The 20,397-nt window shown below is 70.1% G+C and carries 16 protein-coding genes; 6 read left to right on the top strand and 10 right to left on the bottom strand.

The annotated features are described in order from the left end of the window. Positions 1-114: 114 nt before the first annotated feature. Positions 115-555 (top strand): RNA-binding protein, encoded by a 441-nt coding sequence (locus IPK71_27320; protein MBK8217454.1) that lies wholly within the window; start codon positions 115-117, stop codon positions 553-555. 75 nt (positions 556-630) lie between these two features. Here the strand turns inward: IPK71_27320 and acs are convergent, their stop codons facing one another. Further along, positions 631-2,610: an acetate--CoA ligase gene (acs, locus tag IPK71_27315; GenBank protein MBK8217453.1), complete on the bottom strand. Its 1,980-nt coding sequence runs from the start codon at positions 2,608-2,610 to the stop codon at positions 631-633. Positions 2,611-2,789: 179 nt separating this feature from the next. Between acs and IPK71_27310 the strand changes: the two genes are divergently transcribed. Both IPK71_27310 and IPK71_27305 read left to right on the top strand, forming a co-directional pair. After that, the gene (locus IPK71_27310) at positions 2,790-3,764 is read left to right on the top strand and encodes a LysR family transcriptional regulator (GenBank protein MBK8217452.1); all 975 of its coding nucleotides are present in this window, start codon (positions 2,790-2,792) and stop codon (positions 3,762-3,764) included. A gap of 119 nt (positions 3,765-3,883) precedes the next feature. Beyond that, entirely contained in the window at positions 3,884-4,501 is a 618-nt protein-coding gene (locus tag IPK71_27305; protein ID MBK8217451.1) for an NADPH-dependent F420 reductase, read from the top strand. 28 nt (positions 4,502-4,529) lie between these two features. On the opposite strand, the gene IPK71_27300 is transcribed toward IPK71_27305, so the two are convergent. Both IPK71_27300 and IPK71_27295 read right to left on the bottom strand, forming a co-directional pair. Beyond that, positions 4,530-5,018 carry a GNAT family N-acetyltransferase gene (locus tag IPK71_27300; GenBank protein MBK8217450.1) on the bottom strand — a complete coding sequence of 163 codons (489 nt, stop codon included), beginning with the start codon at positions 5,016-5,018 and terminating at the stop codon, positions 4,530-4,532. A gap of 10 nt (positions 5,019-5,028) precedes the next feature. Continuing rightward, positions 5,029-5,931: a Ku protein gene (locus tag IPK71_27295; GenBank protein ID MBK8217449.1), complete on the bottom strand. Its 903-nt coding sequence runs from the start codon at positions 5,929-5,931 to the stop codon at positions 5,029-5,031. Positions 5,932-6,080: 149 nt separating this feature from the next. Here IPK71_27295 and IPK71_27290 point away from each other — a divergent pair, with 149 nt between their 5' ends. Next, a complete protein-coding gene (locus tag IPK71_27290; protein ID MBK8217448.1) occupies positions 6,081-8,081 on the top strand; it encodes an FAD-dependent oxidoreductase in 2,001 nt (666 codons plus the stop codon). 41 nt (positions 8,082-8,122) lie between these two features. Here the strand turns inward: IPK71_27290 and IPK71_27285 are convergent, their stop codons facing one another. The 5 genes from IPK71_27285 to IPK71_27265 all read right to left on the bottom strand — a co-directional run bounded on the left by IPK71_27285 (position 8,123) and on the right by IPK71_27265 (position 14,341). Then, complete coding sequence (locus IPK71_27285; GenBank protein ID MBK8217447.1) at positions 8,123-10,006, bottom strand: serine/threonine protein kinase; 1,884 nt, start codon at positions 10,004-10,006, stop codon at positions 8,123-8,125. Between the two features lie 41 nt (positions 10,007-10,047). Further along, positions 10,048-11,058 carry an amidohydrolase family protein gene (locus IPK71_27280; GenBank protein ID MBK8217446.1) on the bottom strand — a complete coding sequence of 337 codons (1,011 nt, stop codon included), beginning with the start codon at positions 11,056-11,058 and terminating at the stop codon, positions 10,048-10,050. A gap of 8 nt (positions 11,059-11,066) precedes the next feature. Continuing rightward, positions 11,067-12,164, bottom strand: a complete 1,098-nt coding sequence (locus tag IPK71_27275; protein MBK8217445.1) for a hypothetical protein — start codon at positions 12,162-12,164, stop codon at positions 11,067-11,069. A 15-nt stretch (positions 12,165-12,179) separates the two neighbouring features. Continuing rightward, entirely contained in the window at positions 12,180-13,844 is a 1,665-nt protein-coding gene (locus IPK71_27270) for an alginate export family protein (protein MBK8217444.1), read from the bottom strand. A 71-nt stretch (positions 13,845-13,915) separates the two neighbouring features. Beyond that, a complete protein-coding gene (locus tag IPK71_27265) occupies positions 13,916-14,341 on the bottom strand; it encodes a (deoxy)nucleoside triphosphate pyrophosphohydrolase (protein ID MBK8217443.1) in 426 nt (141 codons plus the stop codon). A 133-nt stretch (positions 14,342-14,474) separates the two neighbouring features. Here IPK71_27265 and IPK71_27260 point away from each other — a divergent pair, with 133 nt between their 5' ends. Together IPK71_27260 and IPK71_27255 are read left to right on the top strand one after the other, a co-directional pair. Beyond that, a complete protein-coding gene (locus IPK71_27260; GenBank protein MBK8217442.1) occupies positions 14,475-17,132 on the top strand; it encodes a HEAT repeat domain-containing protein in 2,658 nt (885 codons plus the stop codon). 32 nt (positions 17,133-17,164) lie between these two features. Next, entirely contained in the window at positions 17,165-17,767 is a 603-nt protein-coding gene (locus tag IPK71_27255) for a hypothetical protein (GenBank protein ID MBK8217441.1), read from the top strand. 301 nt (positions 17,768-18,068) lie between these two features. On the opposite strand, the gene IPK71_27250 is transcribed toward IPK71_27255, so the two are convergent. Together IPK71_27250 and IPK71_27245 are read right to left on the bottom strand one after the other, a co-directional pair. Next, entirely contained in the window at positions 18,069-19,517 is a 1,449-nt protein-coding gene (locus IPK71_27250) for a hypothetical protein (protein ID MBK8217440.1), read from the bottom strand. Between the two features lie 2 nt (positions 19,518-19,519). Continuing rightward, the gene (locus IPK71_27245; protein MBK8217439.1) at positions 19,520-20,389 is read right to left on the bottom strand and encodes a hypothetical protein; all 870 of its coding nucleotides are present in this window, start codon (positions 20,387-20,389) and stop codon (positions 19,520-19,522) included. Between the last annotated feature and the right edge of the window lie 8 nt (positions 20,390-20,397).

Below are 20,397 nucleotides of genomic sequence, written 5' to 3'. Positions count from 1 at the left end.
CAGCGCCACTTCCTGCGGAAAGCTCGGCCGGTTCCTTGCGTGGGGTGTCTGCGCGCGCTAGCCCCAACGTCTGGCGCGCCGTCGTGGCGTGACCCCTCTCGGAGAGAACGCGGCATGAGCAACCGACTTTACGTGGGCAATCTTTCGTTTCACACGACCGGAGACGTGCTCCGGTCCGCGTTCGCCGAAGTGGGCGAGGTCACGGACGTGCATGTCGTGATGGACCGCGCGACGGGTCAATCCCGCGGGTTCGGGTTCGTCACCATGGCCGACGCGACCCTCGCGCAGGCCGCCATCCAGAAGCTGAACGGCGCCGTCCTCGAGGGTCGCCCCCTCCGCGTCAACGAGGCCGAGGAGCGCCAGGCTCGCGGCGGCGGCGGCGGCGGTCGTAGCTTCGGCGGCGGCGGTGGCGGCGGTGGGTACGGCGGCGGTGGTGGTGGTGGCTACGGCGGCGGTGGCGGCGGTGGTCGCGGCGGCTACGGCGGCGGTGGTGGTGGCGGCCGTGACCGTGGTGAGCGCGGCGGCGATCGCGGTGGCCGAGGCGGCCGCTACTGAGACCAGGGCATCTCTAAATGCGCGAAAAGGCCCCGAAATTCGGGGCCTTTCCTTTGTCCGTCGTAAGGTGAAGGATCAGGCTTCGTCGTTCGCGCGGAGCTTCGCGAGGACCGAGAGATCTTCGAGCGTCGACGTGTCGCCCTTCGTCTCGAGCGCACCCGAGGCGATCTCCTTGAGGAGCCGGCGCATGATCTTCCCGCTGCGTGTCTTCGGGAGAGCGTCGGCGAAGCGGACCTCGTCGGGGCGGGCGAACTTGCCGATCTCCTTGTCGATGTGCTCGGCGAGCTTGCCCTTCATGGCCTTGTCGGCCACCTGCCCGGTCTTGAGCGTCACGAACACGACGAGCGCTTGGCCCTTGAGCTCGTCGGGGCGGCCCACGGCGGCGGCCTCGGCGACCGCGGGGTGGCTCACGAGCGCGCTCTCGATCTCGGCGGTCCCGATGCGATGCCCGGCGACGTTGAGCACGTCGTCGACCCGGCCCGTGACCCAGAAATAACCGTCCCCGTCGCAGCGCGCGCCGTCGCCCGTGAAGTAGACACCGGGCATCTGCGACCAGTAGCTCTCCTTGAAGCGCGCGTCGTCGCCGTAGAGGGTGCGCGCCATCGACGGCCACGGCCTTCGCACGACGAGCTTCCCGCTCTCTCCGGCCGCGCACGGCTTTCCGTCGTCGTGCACGACCTGGATGTCGACCCCGAACATGGGCAGCCCTGTGGAGCCAGGCTTCGAGTAACACGCGCCCGGAAGCGTCGTGAGCATGATGCTGCCGGTCTCGGTCTGCCACCACGTGTCGACGATCGGGCAGCGACCTCCGCCGATCACGCGGTGGTACCACGTCCACGCCTCGGGGTTGATGGGCTCGCCCACCGAGCCGAGGAGCCGCAAGCTCGAGAGATCGTGCTTCTGCGGGTGCTCGTCGCCCCAGCGGATGAACGCGCGGATGGCCGTGGGCGCCGTGTAGAGGATGGTGACGCCGTGCTTCTCGATGATCCCCCAGAAGCGCGCCGGATCGGGGAAGTTCGGGGCGCCCTCGTACATGAGGCACGAGGCCCCGTTCGAGAGCGGCCCGTACACGATGTAGCTGTGCCCCGTGACCCAGCCCACGTCGGCCGTGCACCAGTAAAGGTCGGAGTCTTTCAGGTCGAAGACGTACTTGGCCGAGACGTGCGCGCCCGCGAGGTACCCGGCGCTCGTGTGGAGCACGCCCTTGGGTTTCCCCGTGGAGCCCGAGGTGTAGAGAACGAAGAGCGGGTGCTCGGCGTCGAAGGCGTCGGGCTTCTTGGCCTTCGCGAGGGCCTCGGGGCTCGGCGCGCGCGCGAGCAGCATGTCCCACTGGTGGTCGCGCCCGGGCTCGAGCGTGTAGGGCGCGAGCCGCTGGCCGATGCGCTCGTACACGATGACGTGCTCGACGCTCTTGGCCTCGGTGAGGGCCTTGTCGGCCATCTGCTTCAGGGGCACCACGTTGCCCCGGCGCCAGGCCCCGTCCTGGGTGACGAGCACCTTGGCCCCGAGATCGTTGATGCGGTCGCGGAGGGCCTCGGCCGAGAACCCGCCGAACACGACGCTGTGCGGAGCGCCGATCCGTGCGCACGCGAGCATGGCGATCGCGGCCTCGGGCACCATGCCCATGTAGATGGCGACGCGGTCCCCGGCCTTCACGCCGAGGTCGACGAGCGCCGCGGCGAAGCGCACGACCTCGCGGTGGAGCTCGAAGTAGGTGAGGGTGCGCGTGTCGCCCGGCTCCCCCTCGAACACGATCGCCGCGCGCTGCCGGGCCGCCGTCCCGAGGTGACGATCGAGGCAGCTCTCGCTCACGTTGAGCTTCGCGCCGACGAAGAACCTGGCGTTCGGGAGGTCCCACTCCGAGAAGGCCTTCCAGGTCTCGCGGAACACGAGATCTTGTGTCTCCTCGGCCCAGAACCGCGCCGGATCCTCGAGCGAGAGCGCGTGCTTCGAGACGTACTCGGCGTGGGACCCGACGCGCGCGCGCGCGACGAAGTCGTTCGATGGGACGAAGCGGCGGTCTTCTTTCGGTTGCGGCTCGGGCGTGTCGGACATGGGCTCTCCGTTCTCTTCCGTAGGGGCCCTAATGTACGGCGCGCGGGGCGCCCTTGGCCACGCCGAAACCGGGCCGTCGGTGCGCGCGCTCGCGCCCTCGTGCCGCACGGCGTCACCGGCGACGACCTCGAACGAAAGGTCACTCCCGTGAAACGATGGGTTCGCTATCCTTTCACGTCATGAAATCGTTCGACCTCGCGCTCCTGCCCGCGCTCGACGCGCTCCTCCAGGAGGCCAGCGTCACACGAGCGGCCCGCCGGTTGGGCCTCTCGACACCCGCCATGAGCCACACGCTCGCCCGTGTCCGGGACGAGCTCTCGGACCCGCTGCTCGTACGCTCGGGCCGCGGGATGGTGCTCACGCCCCGCGCCGAGGCGCTCCGTCCCGAGGTCCGCGCGCTGGTCGAGGCCGCGCGTCGCACCCTCGATGCCCCAAGATCGTTCGATCCCGCGACCGTCGATCGGGCGTTCGTCGTGGCCGCGTCCGACTACGTGCTCACCGTGCTCGGGCACGCCGTGGACCGCGAGCTCGGTCGTGTCGCACCTCGCCTCGTGCTCCGCTTCGTGCCCAACACCCGAGACGACGGCGCCCTCCTTCGGCTCGGGGACGCCGATCTCGCCGTCGGCATCTACGAGGATCTCCCGCCGGAGATGCGGAGCCGCGTCCTCTTGACCGACCGGTTCGTGTGTGTGGTCCGAGACGGGCACCCCAAGGTCCCGAAGCGCCTCACGTTGGACACCTACCTCGCCATCGACCAGGTCCAAGTCGCGCCGCGAGGGCGACCCGGGGGCCACGTCGACGACGTGCTCGCCGAGCGCGGGCTTACGCGTCGTGTCGTCCGCGCGGTCCCGTACTTCCACGCCGCCTTGGCGCTCGTCTCGGCGACGGACTATCTGCTGACCGTGCCCGAGCGCATGGCCACCGCCGCGGCTCCCGCGCTCGGGCTCCGTGTGCTCGAGCTCCCGATCCCGACGAAGCCCTACGCGCTCTCTCTCGTGTGGCACCCGAGGTACGACGCCGACCTCGCGCACAGGCTCGTCCGCGACGCCCTCGTCCGAGCGGCGGGCGAGCACGCCAAAGGTAGGCACGAGGAGGCCGAGACCCGCCTCCGTCCCCGGGGGCCCACTGGACCGCGCCCGCGCCGTCGATCGTAAGTATTTCGTTCTACGAAATAGGAAGTTTCAATGATTCGACTGGATGAAAGGTCTATCCTGCTCGATCCTCGTTCGACACGAACGCCCCGTGACGGGGCGCGGACGAAAGGACACGACCGATGCGACTCACGTTTCTCGGGGCAGGCAACGTCGGCGGTGCGCTCGCGCGGCGGCTCGCGGCCTTAGGGCACGAGGTCACCGTGGCGGAGAGCGCGCGACAGGATGGCAAGGGGGCGCGCTCGGGGCTCACGATGAAGCCGAAGCGCGAGGCCGTGAGGGACGCCGACGTGGTGTTCTTGGCGGTGCCCTTCCAGGCCGTCTCCGAGGTCCTCTCCGACGTGGCGGACGAGCTCGCGGGCAAGGTCCTCGTCGACTGCACGAACCCGGTGGGCCCGGGGCTCTCACACGGGCTTTCGAGCGCGCGCTCGGGCACGTCGGTCGTAGCCGAGCTCGTGCCGCGCGCCCACATCGTGAAGGCCTTCACCATCTACGGCTTCGAGAACCTCGAGGACCCGGTGTTCCCCGGAGGGGCGCGTCCGGCGATGTTCGTCGCGGGCGACGACGCGGGCGCGAAGTCCACGGTGGGCGGCCTCTGCGACGCGCTCGGGTTCGACCCGCTCGACGTCGGCGGCGCGGTGCAGGCCCTCCACCTCGAGCACATGACGCTCCTCTGGGTTCGCATGGTGAGGGCCGGGGGGCACTCTCCCCACCTCGCGTGGGCGGCCCTTCGCAAGTAGGCGGGCGGGCCTCGCTCGCGGGCCCTCGTCAGGCTCCGCGAGCGCTCGGCACGACGAGCCTGTAGGCGAGCTCTCCTCCGAAGGCGCCCGTCGTGTCGTGCACCCGCACGAAGCCATACGCTTCGTAGAGCCGGATCGCGCGCGTGAACACGGGGCGGGTCGTGAGCCAGAGCTCCCGCATGTCGAGCTCCCGCGCCACGTCGCACGTCGCCGCGAGGAGCGCGCGCCCCACGCCCCTCCCGCGCGCCTCCGGCCTCACGAAGAGGCTCGACACGAAGCCCTTGTCGTCCCACGGCTCGAGGGCCGAGACGCCCACGATCCGAGAAGGGTCCTCGAGCGCCTCGGCCACGAGATCTCGGAAGCGCCCGGGTCTCTCGCCGAAGCCGAAAATGCCGCGATCGCGCCCCTCGGGCTCGGGTGGGATGCCATGCTCGCGGAGGGCGGCGAACACGATCTCACGGCAGGCCTCTCCGTCACCCCTGCGGGCTTCGCGAACCCGGGGCGGGGGCGGCGTCAAGGTCCAGGCCTCAGCCCGCCGACTGTTTCTTCGACTTCGCGGTCTCGCCGTCCTCGCGCGGCGCGGCCTTCTTGGGGCCACCGCGCTGGGACTCGGGCACGTCGTCCTTCGCGAGCAGGCCCTCCGGAGGGGGCGCGGTCGACATGGTCGCAGCCACGCTACGCTTCAGCGCCTCGAGGAGATCGATGATCTGCGCCTTCGGGGCCTCTTCGGCCACGGTGACCTCGTTGCCCGCGATCTTCTGCTCCACGGCGGCGAGCACGCGCGCCGCGTACTCGTCGCGGAACCGGCTCGGCTCGAACCTGTCCTGCGCGAGCTGCTCGATGAGCTTGTCGGCGAGCTCGAGCTCGATGGGCTTGAAGTCGAACGAGCCCCCCGTCTCGACCTCGTCGAACGCGCGTACCTCGTCGGCGTAGTAGACCTCGTGCAGGACGAGCCCTTTTTTGTAGGGTCTCACGAGCACGAGGTTCTCTTTCCCGCGCTGCGAGAGCTTCCCGACCGCCATGCGCCCGGCCCGCTCGAGCGACTGGGAGAGGAGGGCGTACGCGCGATCGCCGCCCTTGTCGGGCCCGAGGTAGTAGGTCTTCTCGATCGACACGAAGTCCACCGTGTCGGAGGGGACGAACTCGAGCAGCTCGAGCTGGTTCGAGCGCTCGGCCTCGAGGGCCTTGATCTCCTCTTCGGTGAAGCGCACGTAGCTGTCCTTCGTGTGCTCGTAGCCCTTCACCATGTCTTTGCGATCGACGACCTCGTCGTCGATCGGGCAGAGGTACTGCTGCTTCATGCGGCTGCCGCATTTCGCGTGCAGCATGTTGAAGCTCACGCCCTTGGGCGACGCGGCCGTGTAGAGCTTGATGGGGATCGACACGAGGCCGAACGAGATGGTACCCGAGGCGATTGCGCGCGCTGCCATGACCCGATCGTAGTGAGCCCACGCCGCGCGTGTGAAATCCTCGGCGAAACCCTGTACGCGCGAGCACCCTCCCCGGAGGCTCGATCCCTTGCCCGCCCCGCGCTTCCGCGGTACCGAGCGGCATGCTCGACGCGCGTGGAACGCGGCCCATGCTCTGCCAGCTCGCGGGCGGAAAACGCGGTGACACGCGGGCCCGCCTCGACGATCCCGCGATGCTCTACGAGCTCAAGCTCGACGGGGTCCGCATCGTCGCCCACAAGGCCGGAGGAAAGGTAAAGCTCGTTTACCGGTCGTCTCGGGACGCGTCGAAGGTGTACCCCGAGATCGCCTCGGCCATCTCCGCGCTCCCTCACGACGACCTCGTGCTCGACGGTGAGATCGTGGCGCTCGGCCCCGATGGCCTCCCGAGCTTCGAGCTGCTCCAGCGGCGCATCGCCGCCGAGACGGGAGACGTGGCGCGCGCGATGCGCTCGTTGCCCGTGGCCTACCTCGTGTTCGACGCCCTCGCCGTGCACGGGCGAGACGTGCGCGGAGAAGCGCTCGAGCGGCGCAAGGCGTTCGTCACGGAGCTCTTGCCGTCGCGCGCGGTCGTCGCGCCCCACGACGGGTACGTGGGCCGAGGGGCCGAGCTCTACGCCATGTGCGAGGCGAAGGGGCTCGAGGGGGTCGTCGGCAAGCGGCTCGGGTCGCGCTACCGCCCGGGAGAACGCACGTCCGATTGGGTGAAGTGGAAGACCTACCTCGAGGACGACTTCGTCGTGGTCGGCTTCACCGAAGGCGAGGGGAGCCGCAAGGCGCTCGGAGCGCTCGACCTCGCGACCTACGAGGGCGGGCGGCTCGTCGTGCGCGGCAAGGTGGGCTCGGGGCTCGGAGACCGCGTGCTCACGGTGCTGTCGGCCGTCCTGCCGACGCTCTCCGTGGCCGAGCCCGCCGCGGAGGGGCCCGTGGGAAAAGGAGCCTCGGCGTTACGTCGCGCCTCACCTCGTCGTGAAGGTGCGCTACTTCGGGTACTCGAGCGACGGTCACCTCCGGGGGCCCGTCTTCTTGGGCATCCGCGACGACGTGGCGCCCACGTCGTGCGTCTCCGGACCTACGAGAGAGAGACCATGAAGATCATCGTCATCGGCGGGGGAATCATCGGCACGGCGGCGGCCCTTCGGCTCCGTGATCGAGGGGCGAACGTCACGGTGCTCGAGCGCGCGGTCATCGGAGCCGAGGCCTCCACGGTCGCGGCGGGCATCTTGGGCGGGCAGGTCGAGGCGCACGACGAGGCCCAGCTCCGCACGTTCGTCCGCGCGCGGGACGGCTACGCGTCCTTCGTGGCCGACCTCGAGCAGCGCACGGGCATCGCCGTGGGGCACAAGGTGTGCGGCATCGTGAAGCTCGTCGAGAACGAGGCGCGCGCCCGAAAAGACTGCGATCTGCACGCATCTCTCGGGCTCCGCGCCGAGCTCCTGCAGGGGCCCGAGGTGCGCGAGGTCGAGCCCTCCGTGGCCGAGGATCGTCGCCTCGCGCTCTATTTCCCGGACGACGCCCAGGTCGAGCCGGAGCGGCTCCTCCGCGCCCTGACCGTCGCCGCGCACGCCGCGGGCGTCACCCTCCGGACGGGGGCGCACGTGACGGGCCTCGTGGTCTCGGGCGGCGTGTGTCGCGGGGTCTCGGTGGGATCGGAGACCATCGGGGCCGACGCGGTGGTGCTCGCGGCCGGGAGCTGGGCCTCCCTCGTCCCCGGCGTTCCCTCGGAGACTCCGCGTGTCACGCCCGCGCGGGGTCAGATCGTCGCGCTCGAGCAGCGGCCCGCGCGCACGAAGCGGATCGTGTTCCACGAGGGCGGGTACGTGGTGCCGCGGGGCGACGGTCGTGTGCTCTGCGGCTCCACCGTGGAGCACGTCGGCTACGAGAAGGCCGTAACGGCGAAGGGCCTCGTCGACATCCTCTCGACGGCCTGCTCCGCGGTGCCTTCGCTCGCGTCCGCCACGCTCTCGGGCACGGCGTCGAACTTCCGTCCCCTCGTCCGTGACGCCGACGGGCCGCTCGTCGGCGCGTCGAACCTCGCGGGCCTCCACCTCGCCACGGGCCACTACCGCAACGGGATCCTCCTCGCGAACGAGACCGCGAGCGCGGTGGTCACGGCCGTGCTCGGGCACTGAAGCGGGGGAGCCTCTGGCCCTTCGATGCGCTCTCCGCCGCGTCAGTCGCCCTTCGTGCGGGCGTCGATCTCGGCGATCGCTTCGGGGAGCTTCTTGTCGCGGCGCAAGCAGCGGAAGCAGTCGCTCCCCTTGAAGAAGCCGCAGCCGCTCGTGTACGAGAGCGTGCGTAGCTGTGGGAGGATTCGGGCGTCTCCGTCGGTCTTCACACGATCGAGCAGGGCATACTTCGCCTGGCAGGTCTGCGCCTCGCGGAGCTCGAGCCACACACGCACCGCGGGAGAGGCTCCGTCCCGAGCGGGGGCACGCGAGAGGGCCTCGAGGCACTTGGCCTTGGCCTTCGAGGGCTTCGTGACGCAGGTGAGCAGGGCGTCCGCGCCGCCGGCTCCGGCTCCCTCGCAGACGGAGACGGCCTTCGCCACGTGCGCGGCGTCGCTGTCGAACGCCTCGGAGAGGAGCTCTCTCACGGTCGCATCGTCGAACGCCGCCCCGTCCGCCTTCGCGAGCTCTCCGGCCGTATCGAGTGCATCCTGCACGTTTCCGGCGACGCGGTGCGCGCGGATCTTCGCCTTGAGGAGGCGCGGGTCGTTCGGGAGATTCTGCAGCAGGGCGTCGAGCGCCTTCGGCCCCTCGGCCTCGGCCTGGGCGATGCGTTCGGGGGTCACCGCGTTCGCTCGGGCAGGGGTCCCGCCGTCGGCCTCGAGCTCCTCGCTCGACAGCGGGAGCGTGCCTCGATGCGGCCGCGTCGCCGCCACGACGAGGGCGACGAGCAAGATCCCCGTGACGAGCGGTGCCCCCACGAGGATGGAGAGCTTGGCCTCGCGGGGGAGGGCGCGTGCCCCGGGCGGTAGCCGCGCGTCGAGCGCGAGCAGGGTGGCCTTCGTGCGCTCGAGGAGCGCGCGGGGATCGAGCGCGCGCGTCGCCCCGCCGTGGGGCGCCTCGAGGGAGCCCGGGGCGATCGTCTTCGCGGACACGTCGTCGGGGTGAAACGCTTGGCTCGACATGGGAGCCACCACGGCCACGCTCGGTGGGGGCGTCGCTCCGCGTGCCGCCTGCTCGAGCGCCACGACCGCGTCGCGGACACTCGGGTACCGGTCCTCGGGCACCTTGGCGAGCATGCGGGCCACCACGGCCTCGACCTCCGGGGGCACGGCCACGTTCGGCGCGATGTCGGCCATCGCGGGCACGGGCGTGTTGAGGTGCGCGGCGAGGTACCCCATCACGGTCTCCGAATCGAACGGGCGCTTCCCGGTGAGGAGCTCGAAGAGGATGATGCCGAACGCGTAGAGATCGGCCCGTGCGTCGACGGGCTGGCCGAGCGCCTGTTCGGGCGACATGTACTCGGGCGTCCCGAAGATGGCGCCCGCGGCCGTGAGCGCGGCGCCCTCCGCTCCGCGCGTCGGGACCTTGGCGATGCCGAAATCCAGCACCTTCACGAGCTCGGGCTCCCCCTCGCGCGGCACGAGCATCACGTTCTCGGGCTTGAGGTCGCGGTGCACGATCCCCATGCCGTGGGCCTTCGTGAGCGCGGCCCCCATCTGGGTGGCGATCGCGACCACACGATCCAACGGGAGCGGGCCGGCCTCGACCACGTCGCGCAGGGCCTCCCCCTTGACGAGCTCGAGCACCAAGAAGAAGAGCCCGTCCTCGGTGGTGCCGAAGTCGCTCGCGGAGACCACGTTCGGGTGGTCGATGTGCGCCGCGGCGATGGCCTCGCGCTCGAAGCGGGCCACGATCTCCTTATTTTCTCGGGCCTCCGAGAGCAGCACCTTGAGCGCGACCTGCTTGCGCATGTGCACGTGCTCGGCCAGGTACACGGCCCCCATGGCGCCCTCGCCGAGGGGGCGCTCGATGCGGTAGCGCCCGCCGACGACCGAGCCCGGGGTGAGCGTGGTCAGGGTCGGGGGTTCGGCCGAAGGCTCGCTCACGGGCCATCATCGTACACGCCGACCGGCGCGAGCACACCCGTTCAGGCGATCCCGAGCAGCCTGGCCGCGTTGTCCCAGAAGATCTTGCGGCGGAGCTCGCGCCGCTCTTCCGTCACGATGAGCACCCGCGCGATCGGGAGCGCCGCCGAGTAGAACGGAAAGTCGGAGCCGAGGAGGATTTTGTCGGGGTTCCCGCGCTCGAGCAGCGTGCGAACACCCGCGAGCCCTTGGGAAGATATCTCCATGTAAACATTGGGATATTTTCGACAGAGCTCCATCGCCGCCTCGAGCTGCAGGGCGCCCGCGTGGCCGAGGATGAACGTCGTGTGCGGGTTCTCCGCGATGGGCTTCTCGTAGTGGCGCACCTGGGTGAGGTAGCGGCCCAAGACGGGCTCGATGCCCACGGGCCCGCAGTGCCACAGCACCGGGATCTTCGCGTCGGCGCAGAGCCTGTAGAGCTTCATGGCGCGAGGGTCGTCGGGGCGCACCATCTGGACGGCGGGGTGCACCTTCACGCCGCGGGCGCCGCGTCGCACTTGCTCGGCGAGCTTTCCTTCGACGTCGTGCGAGTAGGGGTGCACCGAGCCGAACGACAGCAGCGCGCCGCGGGTCTTGTCTTGGGCGTCGAGCGCGTAGGTCGCGTTGTGGCTCAGCACCGGGAAGTCGATGGGCAGGAGCACCGAATGGCTTATCCCGAGCTCCTCCATCTCACGCATCAGGTTCGGGATCGTGTGGGTGCGGCGCATGCCGGTCGGCCCGATCGAGCGCGCGGCGAGGTCGGTCTTGAGCTCGCGGAGGTGGTCCTTCGTGAAGTTCCGGTTCGAGTACGGCACGAGATCGACCGGGCAGCACGAGGGCAGGTAGTGCTCGGTGCGATCCCAGTGTTTGTCGAGGTCGACCTGCATCGGCCGCACGTACGCGAGGGCGATGTGCGTGTGCACGTCGAGGATCGGCCCGAGCCCCTTGTCCTTCAGGACGACGCGGTCCTCGAACGACGAAAACCACGGCAAACGCCCGAGATCGGCGAGGTTTCGAAAGTACGTCGGGTGCATCGGTGCCGTCACTGGTCGCGGGAGGGAGCGGCCGCCGGGGGCGGGGGGATGTCCTTCGGGGCCTCGCTCTCGGGCACGAGGCGAATGGAGGCCGTGCCCTTGCCCGACGCGAGGCGCGCGATGCCGAACACGATCTCCGAGCCCGTGACCGTGCCGGTCGAGCGCACGATGCCCTGCGCGTCTTTCTTGAACGAGGCCGTCAGGATGAGGCCATTGACCTGCACCTCGGGCTTCTGCACGACGAGGTTCGCGGGCGCGGTGACGAGGGCCGCGGTGTCCGCGTCTTGGTCCTCGATGCAGCCGTTGATGGTCACGGTGTAACCCGTGGGCGGCGTCACGTTCGGCACGAAATCCGAGTACTCCTCGACGTTCCCGGCCTTGAGCGAAGGCACGACGCAGTCCGGCGCGGGCTTCAGGCGGCACGCCTTCTCGGCCGCGCATTCGGTCGGGCACTTGAGGGCGGGGTTGCGGTCGGCGTTCGTGAACTGAGCCCGCACGTTGCCGTTCGTGGCGTCGATCTCCATGCGGCCCCAGAGCTGAATTTGCACCGGGACCGGCTGCTCGATGTCCAGCAGGGCGAAGTACGAGCCGTTCGGAACGACCTTGGTGCCCGAGGTGCCCGAGCACTTGAAGTCGTAGGAAAAGAGGATGCGCTTGCGGACCGTGGTGGCCACACCGTCCTTCGTGGCGAGGCCCGGCTCGACCACGATCGCGAGCTTCTGACCGACGGGGAACGGGGCCTTGGGGCGGATGACGAGCCGCGTGTCCTCGGGGTCGACGTCGGACTCGCCGCCGAGCGTCTCGAGCTCGGTGTACGAGAAGAGGGGCTTCAGCTCTTCGCTGGCCTCGCCTCGTTCGTCAGGGAGATTGCCCTCGAGATCGAGGTCGAGCGGGACGATCTTCACGTCGAGGGTGGCGCGGTTCACGGGCTTCGTGAACGAGAGCACGAGGGGGGCCTTCACGTCGGTGAGGACCCCGTCCTTCGCGCCGACGACGACCACCTCCGGGGGCGCGACGTACCGCTCGCACGCCGTGGATCCGGCGACAACGGCGACCACGGCGAAGGGGGCGGCGTACGCGAAGGCTCGAGGAAAGAGAATGCTCATGGGACGCTCGCTCGCTCAGAAGAAGAAGGTGGTTCGGCCCTGGAGCAGCACGCTGCGCGCCGCGAAGCCGTCGGCGTTCTTGAAGGCGTCGCCCGGGAAGAGCACGGCGCCCTCGAGGTCGAACGCGAAGTGATCGTACATGCGGTACTGCACGCGCGCGTCGAGCTCGGTGCCGTAGAACGTGCCGGGCTTGCCGCCGGCGAAGTTCTGGAGGTCGTCCGAGATGTCGACGCCGTCTCGCCGCTGCTGGGAAAAAATTGGGTCGATGACCTTCGCGGGGGCCCACGCCATGAGCACGCCGCCGCGGATCAGGAGGTTCTCGACGGGGCGTACGTCGACCTGGGGGAAGATGGCGAACGCGTTCGTGAACGCACCCTGGGTCGCGACCGACTCGACGGGGATCGTCGGCGCCTTGAGGCTCTTCAGGAGCTCGGTCGCGGCGGCCGCCACGCGGCCCGTCTGGTAGGCGAGCGCGTGTTTGAACATGAGCAGACCCACGTTCGAGTCCTGCGCGAACGTGAACTGCGTGAGCGGCGTGCCGACCTGCGGGTCCGAGTCGCCCGAGGCGTAGTCGCCCTCGAAATACAGGCTGAATTTCGGGCGATCGTAGCGCACGACGCCGCGGAACCCGAGCTGTCGGACGGCCTGGCTCTGCGCCGGATCGTTCGTGATGACACGCAGGGCCTCGGAGACCTCGCGCGTCTTGCCGACGATGGCCGTCGCGTCGAAGCCCGCGTAGAGATCGCGGTACCGCGCCGTGGCGCGCGCGCCGAACGCGTTGATGTGCGTGTCGTTGCGGATGTCCCACCGGTACGCGTGGAAGCCGCGGAGCTCCACGTCCTTGACCGAGCGGTTCACCTCGGGCGCGAGGTAGCGCACCGCCGTCACCCACTGGTGCACGTCGTCGTTCAGGATCTGCGGGGCGTCGCCTACGACGCGGTCGTACGCGAGGATGAGGAAGCCGCCGTTGGTCTCCGATTTGTCACGCTGGTCCTTCGGCTTGAACGCCTCGAGCGGCTTCGTCGCGAAGAGGATGCGGTCGACCGAGTTGCCCCGGTTCGCGAAGCCGAAGCGGTTGTGGCGGCCGTCGCCGTCGTTCAGCGCCACGGCCGCGCCCGCGGTCGTCGCCTGGCGGCCGATGCGGAAGAGGCCGATGGGCGTGACGACGTCGCCGTAGAGGCGGCGCAAGAAGAGCGTGTCGGCGGGGCACGTCGAGAAGGTGTAACTATTCGGATCGAAAGGGTTTCCGTTCCGTGTATTGCCCATGCAAAGGCGGGCCGCGTTCACGTTCTTCGAGTTGATGTTGGCGCCGCTCGACGACTCGGGGGCCCGGCCGAGATCGCCGTTGTCGCCCCAGAGCACGCCGTCGAGCGCGTCCATCGAGGTCGTGATCTTCACCTTGTCGAGGTAGTCGACCGTGCCGTCCAAGCGGAGGCGATGCTCGACCCACGAGGCGTACCTCGCGGTCTCGTCGGCGAGGGCGAGGGGCTGCACCGTGAGCAAGTTCGCGCGGTACTCGGCGCCGCCTCGGAACCCGAGATCGCCGAGCGCCATGCGCGTCTTGGGGCCGCTCGGGTCGGCGTCGGACCAGGGCTCGGGAGGGTTGGCGTAGGCGAGGGAGCTCCCGAGGAGAGAGGCCGCTCCGAGGGCGATGGACGAGAAGAAAGGGACGATCCGCACAGTTCGAGGTTTTCACGGATCTCGCGCGGTCGGGCGTCTCTTTTCCGTGTCCGAGCCTTTGCCTCCGTGCGTCAACCGCGAGCGGCGCGCGCGAGGCGGGCGCGGACCTTCACGAGCACGTCGAGGTCGGCGGGCGGGAACGCCCTCGGGTCGAGCTCGTCCGAGGTAGCCCAGCGAACGGCGGCCACGTCTTTCGCGGTGGGCTCGGGCGAATCGGGGGTGAGCCTCGCCTCGTAGAAGAGCAGGAGCACGGTGCGCGCCGCCTCGGCGTACGTGTGGAAGGTCACCTCGACGATGTCCCCGATCTCGGCGCGGACCCCCAGCTCCTCGTCGAGCTCGCGCACGAGCGCGGCCTTCGGATCTTCGCCGGGCTCGACCTTTCCCCCTGGAAATTCCCACGCGTCGGCCAGGTGGCTGCCCTTCTTGCGTTGGGACAAGAGGACGCGCCCGTCGCGGATCACGACGGCGGCGGACACGATCACGGGGGAGGCGGACACGGCCCGAGCGTACCCGCGCCGACGCGTCGCGCAATCCGCTCCGGGCACAAAAGGGCGACCTCGGCCGATCGCCCGTGGGACCTACGTTTTGTCCTGCGGGCCGCGCCGCATTCGGTCTACCCTTCGCCCCGCCATGAACCCCCACACGACGCCCGAGCCGCATCTCCCGCCCAAAGCGCCCCCGCCGCCCGTTCTCCGCGCGGCGAAGTGGCCGCCGGACGACGACGCGCTCCCCCCGGGCGCGCCTGGAGGCGGCTTCGGCGGCGGTGGCATGGGAGGCGGCGACGAGGGCGACTTCAAGAAGGGCGCCACGAAGCCGATCGCGATCGCCGTCGGTGCGCTGCTCGTGGTCGGCGCCGGCGCGGCGCTCTTCTTCGGCCTCCGCAGCGACGCGAACAAGGTCTCCGCCAAGGAGATCGCCGAGGACAAGAAGGCCATCGCGCTCCTCAGCAAGGAGGAGCAGCTCCCCAAGTGGCGCGCCTGGGCGGCCCGCGAAGACTCGGGGAAGATGCAAGAAGAGGCCTTCGCGCAGCTCGCGTGGGCCAAAGACACGGAGGGCCTCAAGCTCATCGTGAAGGGGCTCTCGTCGAACGATCACCGCGTCCGCGGCACGGCGGCCACGGCGCTGCTCGAGTACGGCTCGCCCGCGGCCGACATGGCCAAACCCGAGCTCCTGAAGGCGCTGAAGCAGGCCGACGCGAGCGACAAACCCCAGATTTGCTGGGCCCTCGCCACCCTGAAGGAGCCTTCGGCGTTCGACGAGGTGCTCGCCGAGTACCGCCTCGGTCACCTCGCCAAGGTCCAGAAGCTCGACCAAAACCCTGCGTTCGACCCCGAGGTGCTCTCCTCGATGGTGTCGCTCGACAAGCTCGCGGCCCTCTCGAAGGACCCGAGCGACAGCGTGCGCCAGCTCGTGGCCACGGTGCTCTCCCGCACGGGCGACCCCAAGTGGCAGTCCCAGCTCACCGAGCTCGTCGTCGACAAGAGCGTCGACGTGGCGCGCGAGGCGGCCGTCGGCCTCGGCAAGATCGCGAACGAGGCCTCGATGGGGCCGCTCCTCACCGCGCTCAAGAACGCCGACAAGGACTCGCGCCAGAAGTTCCTCGAGGCGCTGCGTGACGGCGTCGGCACGAAGGGCCTCGTGCTCGCGCTGAAGAGCGTCCAGAAGGACGAGGTCTTGGTCAAGGGCCAGGCCGACCGCGAGAAATTCCAGACGAAGCAGCTCTTCGACCTCATGCGCGAGCTCCAAGATCCGCGCGGCGGCGACGCGCTCGCCGAGTACCTGAAGAGCGAGCCGAAGCCTCACTGGAAGACCGAGGCGGCCCTCCGCATGGCCGAGATCGGCGACCTCCGCGCGGTGCCCACGCTCGCGTGGCGCATGAAACAAGACCCGCTGAAGCTCTACGACAAGGACAAGGACCCCGAGTACCGGATGGACGACAACGAGCGCGTCGTCACGGCCCGCATGCTCGCCGACCTCGCCGTCCTCTACCCCGAGAAGCGCGAAGAGATCCGCAAAGAGGCCTACGAGTCGGTCATGTTCTGGCTGACCGACAAGCCGCAGCCGCACGCGAACGGCCTCCGTTTCCTCGCCGCGGCGGACGCCAAAGAGGCGCTCCCCCAGATGCGCAAGTGGTCCGACCCGACGGTGCCGCTCCCGAAAGAGGGGCAGCAGCAGATGCCCGAGTCGTGGGCCACGGCGCAGAGCGCGCTCCGCTACTCCGGTTGGATGAAGGCCGACTGGGGCCTCCTCGAGAAGCAGTTCACGCGCCGCCCGAACAACACCGACGTCACGATGGAGGGGCTCCAGCAGGGTGGCCTCGCCGTCCTCGGCATGACGCTCCGCGCGCTCGGCGTGGGCGCGTCGCACGGCATGGCCCACTGGGGCGACCCGAAGGCGTACCCCATCCTCGTGAAGTACATCGAGGACAAGCAGAACAACGAGCAGGCGCGCATCGAGGCGTGTTTCTCGCTCGGCTGGACCTCGACCGACGAGCAGATGAAAGAGATCGTCGGAAAAGTGAAGCAGTTTAACGGGAACGACCCGAAAACTGCAGTGATTCGGGCATGTTACCTCGAGTCGCTCATCCGCCGCCCGGTGCCTTCGGCCACGGCGGGGCTCATGGATCTCATGAAGGGCGACGTCGACCTCGAGGTGCGCCACCAGGCCGCCCGCGCGATCGGCATGGGCGGCCTCACGCCGGCGATCACGCAGCAGCTCTTCGAGAAGCTCAAGGACCCGAACGTGCGCTCCGACGCCACGCTCGCCCTCATGCTCGGCGCCGACGCCGACACCGTGAAGCGCGCGATCGCGACCTACGACAGCGCGGATCCGGCGGCCATGGAGGAGCTCAAGGTCACCTACAACCAGACCTTCGGCTACTGGTCCGACCGCAACTACGACACCGGCGACGTGGCCCGCTGGATCGAGAACGCCAACGCCTGCGCCCGCGTGAAGGTGCGCGACGCCCTGCAAGACTGGCCGCGCCTCATCCTCGCGCGCGCCCTCCAGGGCATCGACTACGACTCGGGCCCCCACTCGCTCACGCGCGTCCAGCTCCGTGTGCGCCTCCTCAAAGACGCTCGCGGCGCCGACGAGAAGAAGCGCCTCGAGGCGATCGAGATCCTCAAGTTCATGAAGGAGAAGGGCGTGCTCATGGCGCTCAAGGGCGAGACCGGGCCGCACGCCGAGCTCGCGCGCAAGGCCTTCTTCGAGGTCATGAACCCCAAGATCGTCACCGACGCTCTCCCCGACGCCCGCAAGCCCGCGGGTGGTCACCTCGTCCCGTAGTGCGCGCTCCGTCCCGTACCCTGCACCGTGCCGTGGGCGCGTCCGTCGCGTGGGCCCTCGGCGCGGTCGTGTGGCTCTCGGCGTGTGGGCCCGCCGTCGCCCCCGTCGAGGCGCCTCCCACGGGCCCCAAGGTCGTCGCCATCTCGATGCTGTCGAAAGAGGGGATCCCCCTCGAGTCGGCGTGTGTGCCGGCGGGGCCCGAGCGCTGCTTCGACGCCATCGACGACAACTGCAACGGCGTCATCGACGAGGGCTGCGGCATCGGCACAGGGCTCTTGCAGTTCACCTTGGCCTGGGGCGACAGCCCCGCCGACGTCGACCTCGTGCTCGTCGAGCCCAAGGGGTCGAAGGTGTTCGAGGGCAACCGCTCGTCGCGCACGGGCTTTCGCCTCGACCGGGACTGCCCCGGCGAGGACGGGTGCCACGGCCAGAACATCGAGAACATCTTCTTCGAGGGCGGAGAGCCACCGAAGGGGAAATACTCGCTCGAGGTGAAGCTCTCGGAGCTCCGCGGCGCCGAGACCCCGGTCAAGGTGCGCCTCGGCGCGCGTGTCGGGAGCCAGGTCTTCGGCGCCCAAATCGAGCTGCTTCCCGGCTCGACGACCGAGAAGCGCACCTTCACGTTCGAGATCTGAGCGGCGAGGTCTCCGCGGCCCGTCGCGAAGCGCCGTCGAGGTCCGCCGTGCGTCTACTCGGCGTCACGATCGAGCGTCGGGGCGTGGGACGCGTCGTTCGTGCGTTCAGGGTGCGGGTGTTCTCTCCACCAAACGACGGCGCGCGGATCGATCGAGAACAAATGGGATCGCGTGCCGAGCGGGCCGCGAGGGGAAGCGAAGGGCGCTGAACGAGCCTGGAAACGGCCGTTTTCTCCGAGAACAACGGCGCCTCGGCGCGCTCGGGGACCGTGTGGGCCCTCGCGCGGGGCTGGACGTACGCTCAGAACCCGAGGCCCGCGTAGATGGAGCCTTCGAGCCGAGGGAAGGCCTGGAGCGATTCGCCCTGGGGCGCGAAGGGGAACACGGCCGCGAGCTCGGCGCCGAGGAACGACGTCCCCCCGATGGTGGTCCGGCCGTGCACGAAGAGCTCCGGTCCGGCGGTGGCTGCGCGGTAGCGCTCCTCGAGCGGGTAGCCCGTCTGAGCGAGGGCCGCGCCGTCTCTGCGTCGCACGGTCTGGAGGGTGAGCTCCACGGCGAGGCCCCCTCCGAACCCGATCGTCGGAGCGCCGAGGGCGACCCTCCTCTCGACGCGGCCCCTCACCCCGAAGAGAGTGAAGAGGTTCTCGTTCTCGGCGTTCGTGTTGCCGGCGAGGTGGGCCGTGCCCATGAACCCCGCCGCCCAGTCGGCGTGCGCGTAGGCGTACCGGAGAGAGGCGCCGTGCGCGAAGGACGCGTACCCGCCGAGGGCCCCGGAGTACGCGACCGCGACCTCGTGGTAGGGCTTGGCGAGCGAGCCCGCGTAGGCCTCGAGGTCCTCGGGGGGGATCGTGCGCCCCTCGGTCAGCGCGAGGTGGTGAAGCTCGGCGCCCGAGACGCGAAGGTCGACGCCGCGCGAACGGGCCGCTTCGCGTACATGTACGATGATGCGCCCCTTGGGCACACGGACACGTACCTCACGGTCGGACCGAGAAAAGGCGGTCGCGAAGGGCGCGCGCTCTCCGAAGCGAAAGAACCTGTACCGCCACGCCGGGCCCGCCTCCCGAGGCAGAGAGATCTCGGCGGAGTCGGGGTAGGAGGCGTCGTGACCGAGCACCACGCCGAGGAGGGGCGAGCTCCCGGCGCGGCTCGTGGCCTTGGGGGGCGTGCCTCGCGCGGCCAGCTCCGAGGTGAGGTAGGCGACGGTCTCGGCGGCGGTGACGTGGCGATCGTCGTCGACGTCGCCTGCTCCGCCCATCGCTTGGAGGAAGAGCGAGGCCGCGGAGCCTTCGCCGCAGGGCCCCTCGGCACGCACGGTGAGGTCGGCCCCCTCGGCGTCGACGGAGAGCTCCGGGGCCGACGCTCCGCACCGATCGACGAACGCGACGCGTGCGATCGCGGGGATGTCCGCGGGCGGTGAGGGAGCGCGCGTAGAAGTTTCGTGGGCCAGCACGACGGCGATGACGGTGAGCTCACGTGGGGGGATCCGCGTGACCGTCTCGCGGGCGCGGGCGAGGGCAGCCTCGTGCTCGTCGAGGTGGGCGAGCACGGCGCGCCCCTCGGGGATCCACCCGTGATCGACGAAGGCGTCGCGCACGGCGCGGGCCTCCGCGTCGCGGTCGGGGGCGGACAGGACCACGAGCACACGCTCTCGGCCTCGCGCGGGCGAGGGCGCCTCGGCGCGCGCGGAGGCTGGGGTCGACGCGAGGGCGGCGAAGAGGAGCGCGGCTTTGATGGCGGATCGGCGGCGCATCGTCAGGTGTCGCAGGGCCACGCGGTGGGGACAGGCTCGGTCGGAGAGAGGCGACGCTCGAGCGTCACGCAGACGTCGGTCGCCGCGGCGCAGAGCCCTTCGGCGAGGCACGTTCGAAAGGCGACGCTCCGGCCCCGGTCGGAGCAGGCGAGCCCCGGGGTCCCCTTCGGGGGGAAGATCCGCGCGAGATCGAACGGGACAGGCGCGGTCTCGGGCTCGGGGCTCTCCACGTGGGCCGTGCAGAGCCGCGACGGGAGGGCCGTGGGGGCTTCGACGACGAAGGCGTCGCTCGCGCCGAGCCAGGCGTCGCCGTCGCGCGTGAGCCTCACGAGGTTGAGGCCGGACCTGGGAGAGTGTCCGGCGCGATCGACGAGGATTCGAGCCTCGGCGCTGCTCGGGGTGCGCTCGAGCCACACGACCCCGAGCGTGGCGCTCGCGCCGACGATGCGGTCCCCTTGGGATCCCTCGAGGACGCCCGGGCGGAGGTCGAGCGCGCCGTTGTCGTTCCCATCTGTGTAAAGTACAACGAACCCGCGCGCGAACCGCAAGGGGGTCCCTTCGCTCGGGACGAGCACCGGAGCTGCGAAGGCTTGGTCGGGGGGCGGGCGGCGAACGTCGAACGTGAGGTCCTCGCCGAGATCGCCCATGGGGCTGTCCCCCGTCGGCGCGAAGGCCGCGGCGTCCCGTGTGCGCCACACGAGCGCCGCGCGCGGGCTCTTGGGCGGAGAGGCGGCGAGCGCCCGCGCGTCCACGCGGAACGAGACGAGGCGGGTGGGGGCGTCCACGTTGGCCGACATCTCGCCGCACGCGGCGACGAGAAGCCCGAGGGCGAGGCCCATCGGTCGATGGCGGGAGTGCGCGCGCCCGTTCACGAGCCCTT

This window comes from Myxococcales bacterium, from assembly GCA_016712525.1.
Lineage (GTDB): Bacteria > Myxococcota_A > Polyangia > Polyangiales > Polyangiaceae > JAAFHV01.
This window is presented reverse-complemented; position numbering and strand designations above follow the sequence as displayed.

Excerpts from the sequence above, each read along its gene's own strand:
- IPK71_27250 (MBK8217440.1), bottom strand. The coding sequence starts at position 19,517 with ATGCGCCGCCGATCCGCCATCAAAGCCGCGCTCCTCTTCGCCGCCCTC.
- IPK71_27310 (MBK8217452.1), top strand. The coding sequence starts at position 2,790 with ATGAAATCGTTCGACCTCGCGCTCCTGCCCGCGCTCGACGCGCTCCTC.
- IPK71_27290 (MBK8217448.1), top strand. The coding sequence starts at position 6,081 with ATGCTCTGCCAGCTCGCGGGCGGAAAACGCGGTGACACGCGGGCCCGC.
- IPK71_27275 (MBK8217445.1), bottom strand. The coding sequence starts at position 12,164 with ATGAGCATTCTCTTTCCTCGAGCCTTCGCGTACGCCGCCCCCTTCGCC.
- acs (MBK8217453.1), bottom strand. The coding sequence starts at position 2,610 with ATGTCCGACACGCCCGAGCCGCAACCGAAAGAAGACCGCCGCTTCGTC.
- IPK71_27260 (MBK8217442.1), top strand. The coding sequence starts at position 14,475 with ATGAACCCCCACACGACGCCCGAGCCGCATCTCCCGCCCAAAGCGCCC.
- IPK71_27295 (MBK8217449.1), bottom strand. The coding sequence starts at position 5,931 with ATGGCAGCGCGCGCAATCGCCTCGGGTACCATCTCGTTCGGCCTCGTG.
- IPK71_27280 (MBK8217446.1), bottom strand. The coding sequence starts at position 11,058 with ATGCACCCGACGTACTTTCGAAACCTCGCCGATCTCGGGCGTTTGCCG.
- IPK71_27320 (MBK8217454.1), top strand. The coding sequence starts at position 115 with ATGAGCAACCGACTTTACGTGGGCAATCTTTCGTTTCACACGACCGGA.
- IPK71_27305 (MBK8217451.1), top strand. The coding sequence starts at position 3,884 with ATGCGACTCACGTTTCTCGGGGCAGGCAACGTCGGCGGTGCGCTCGCG.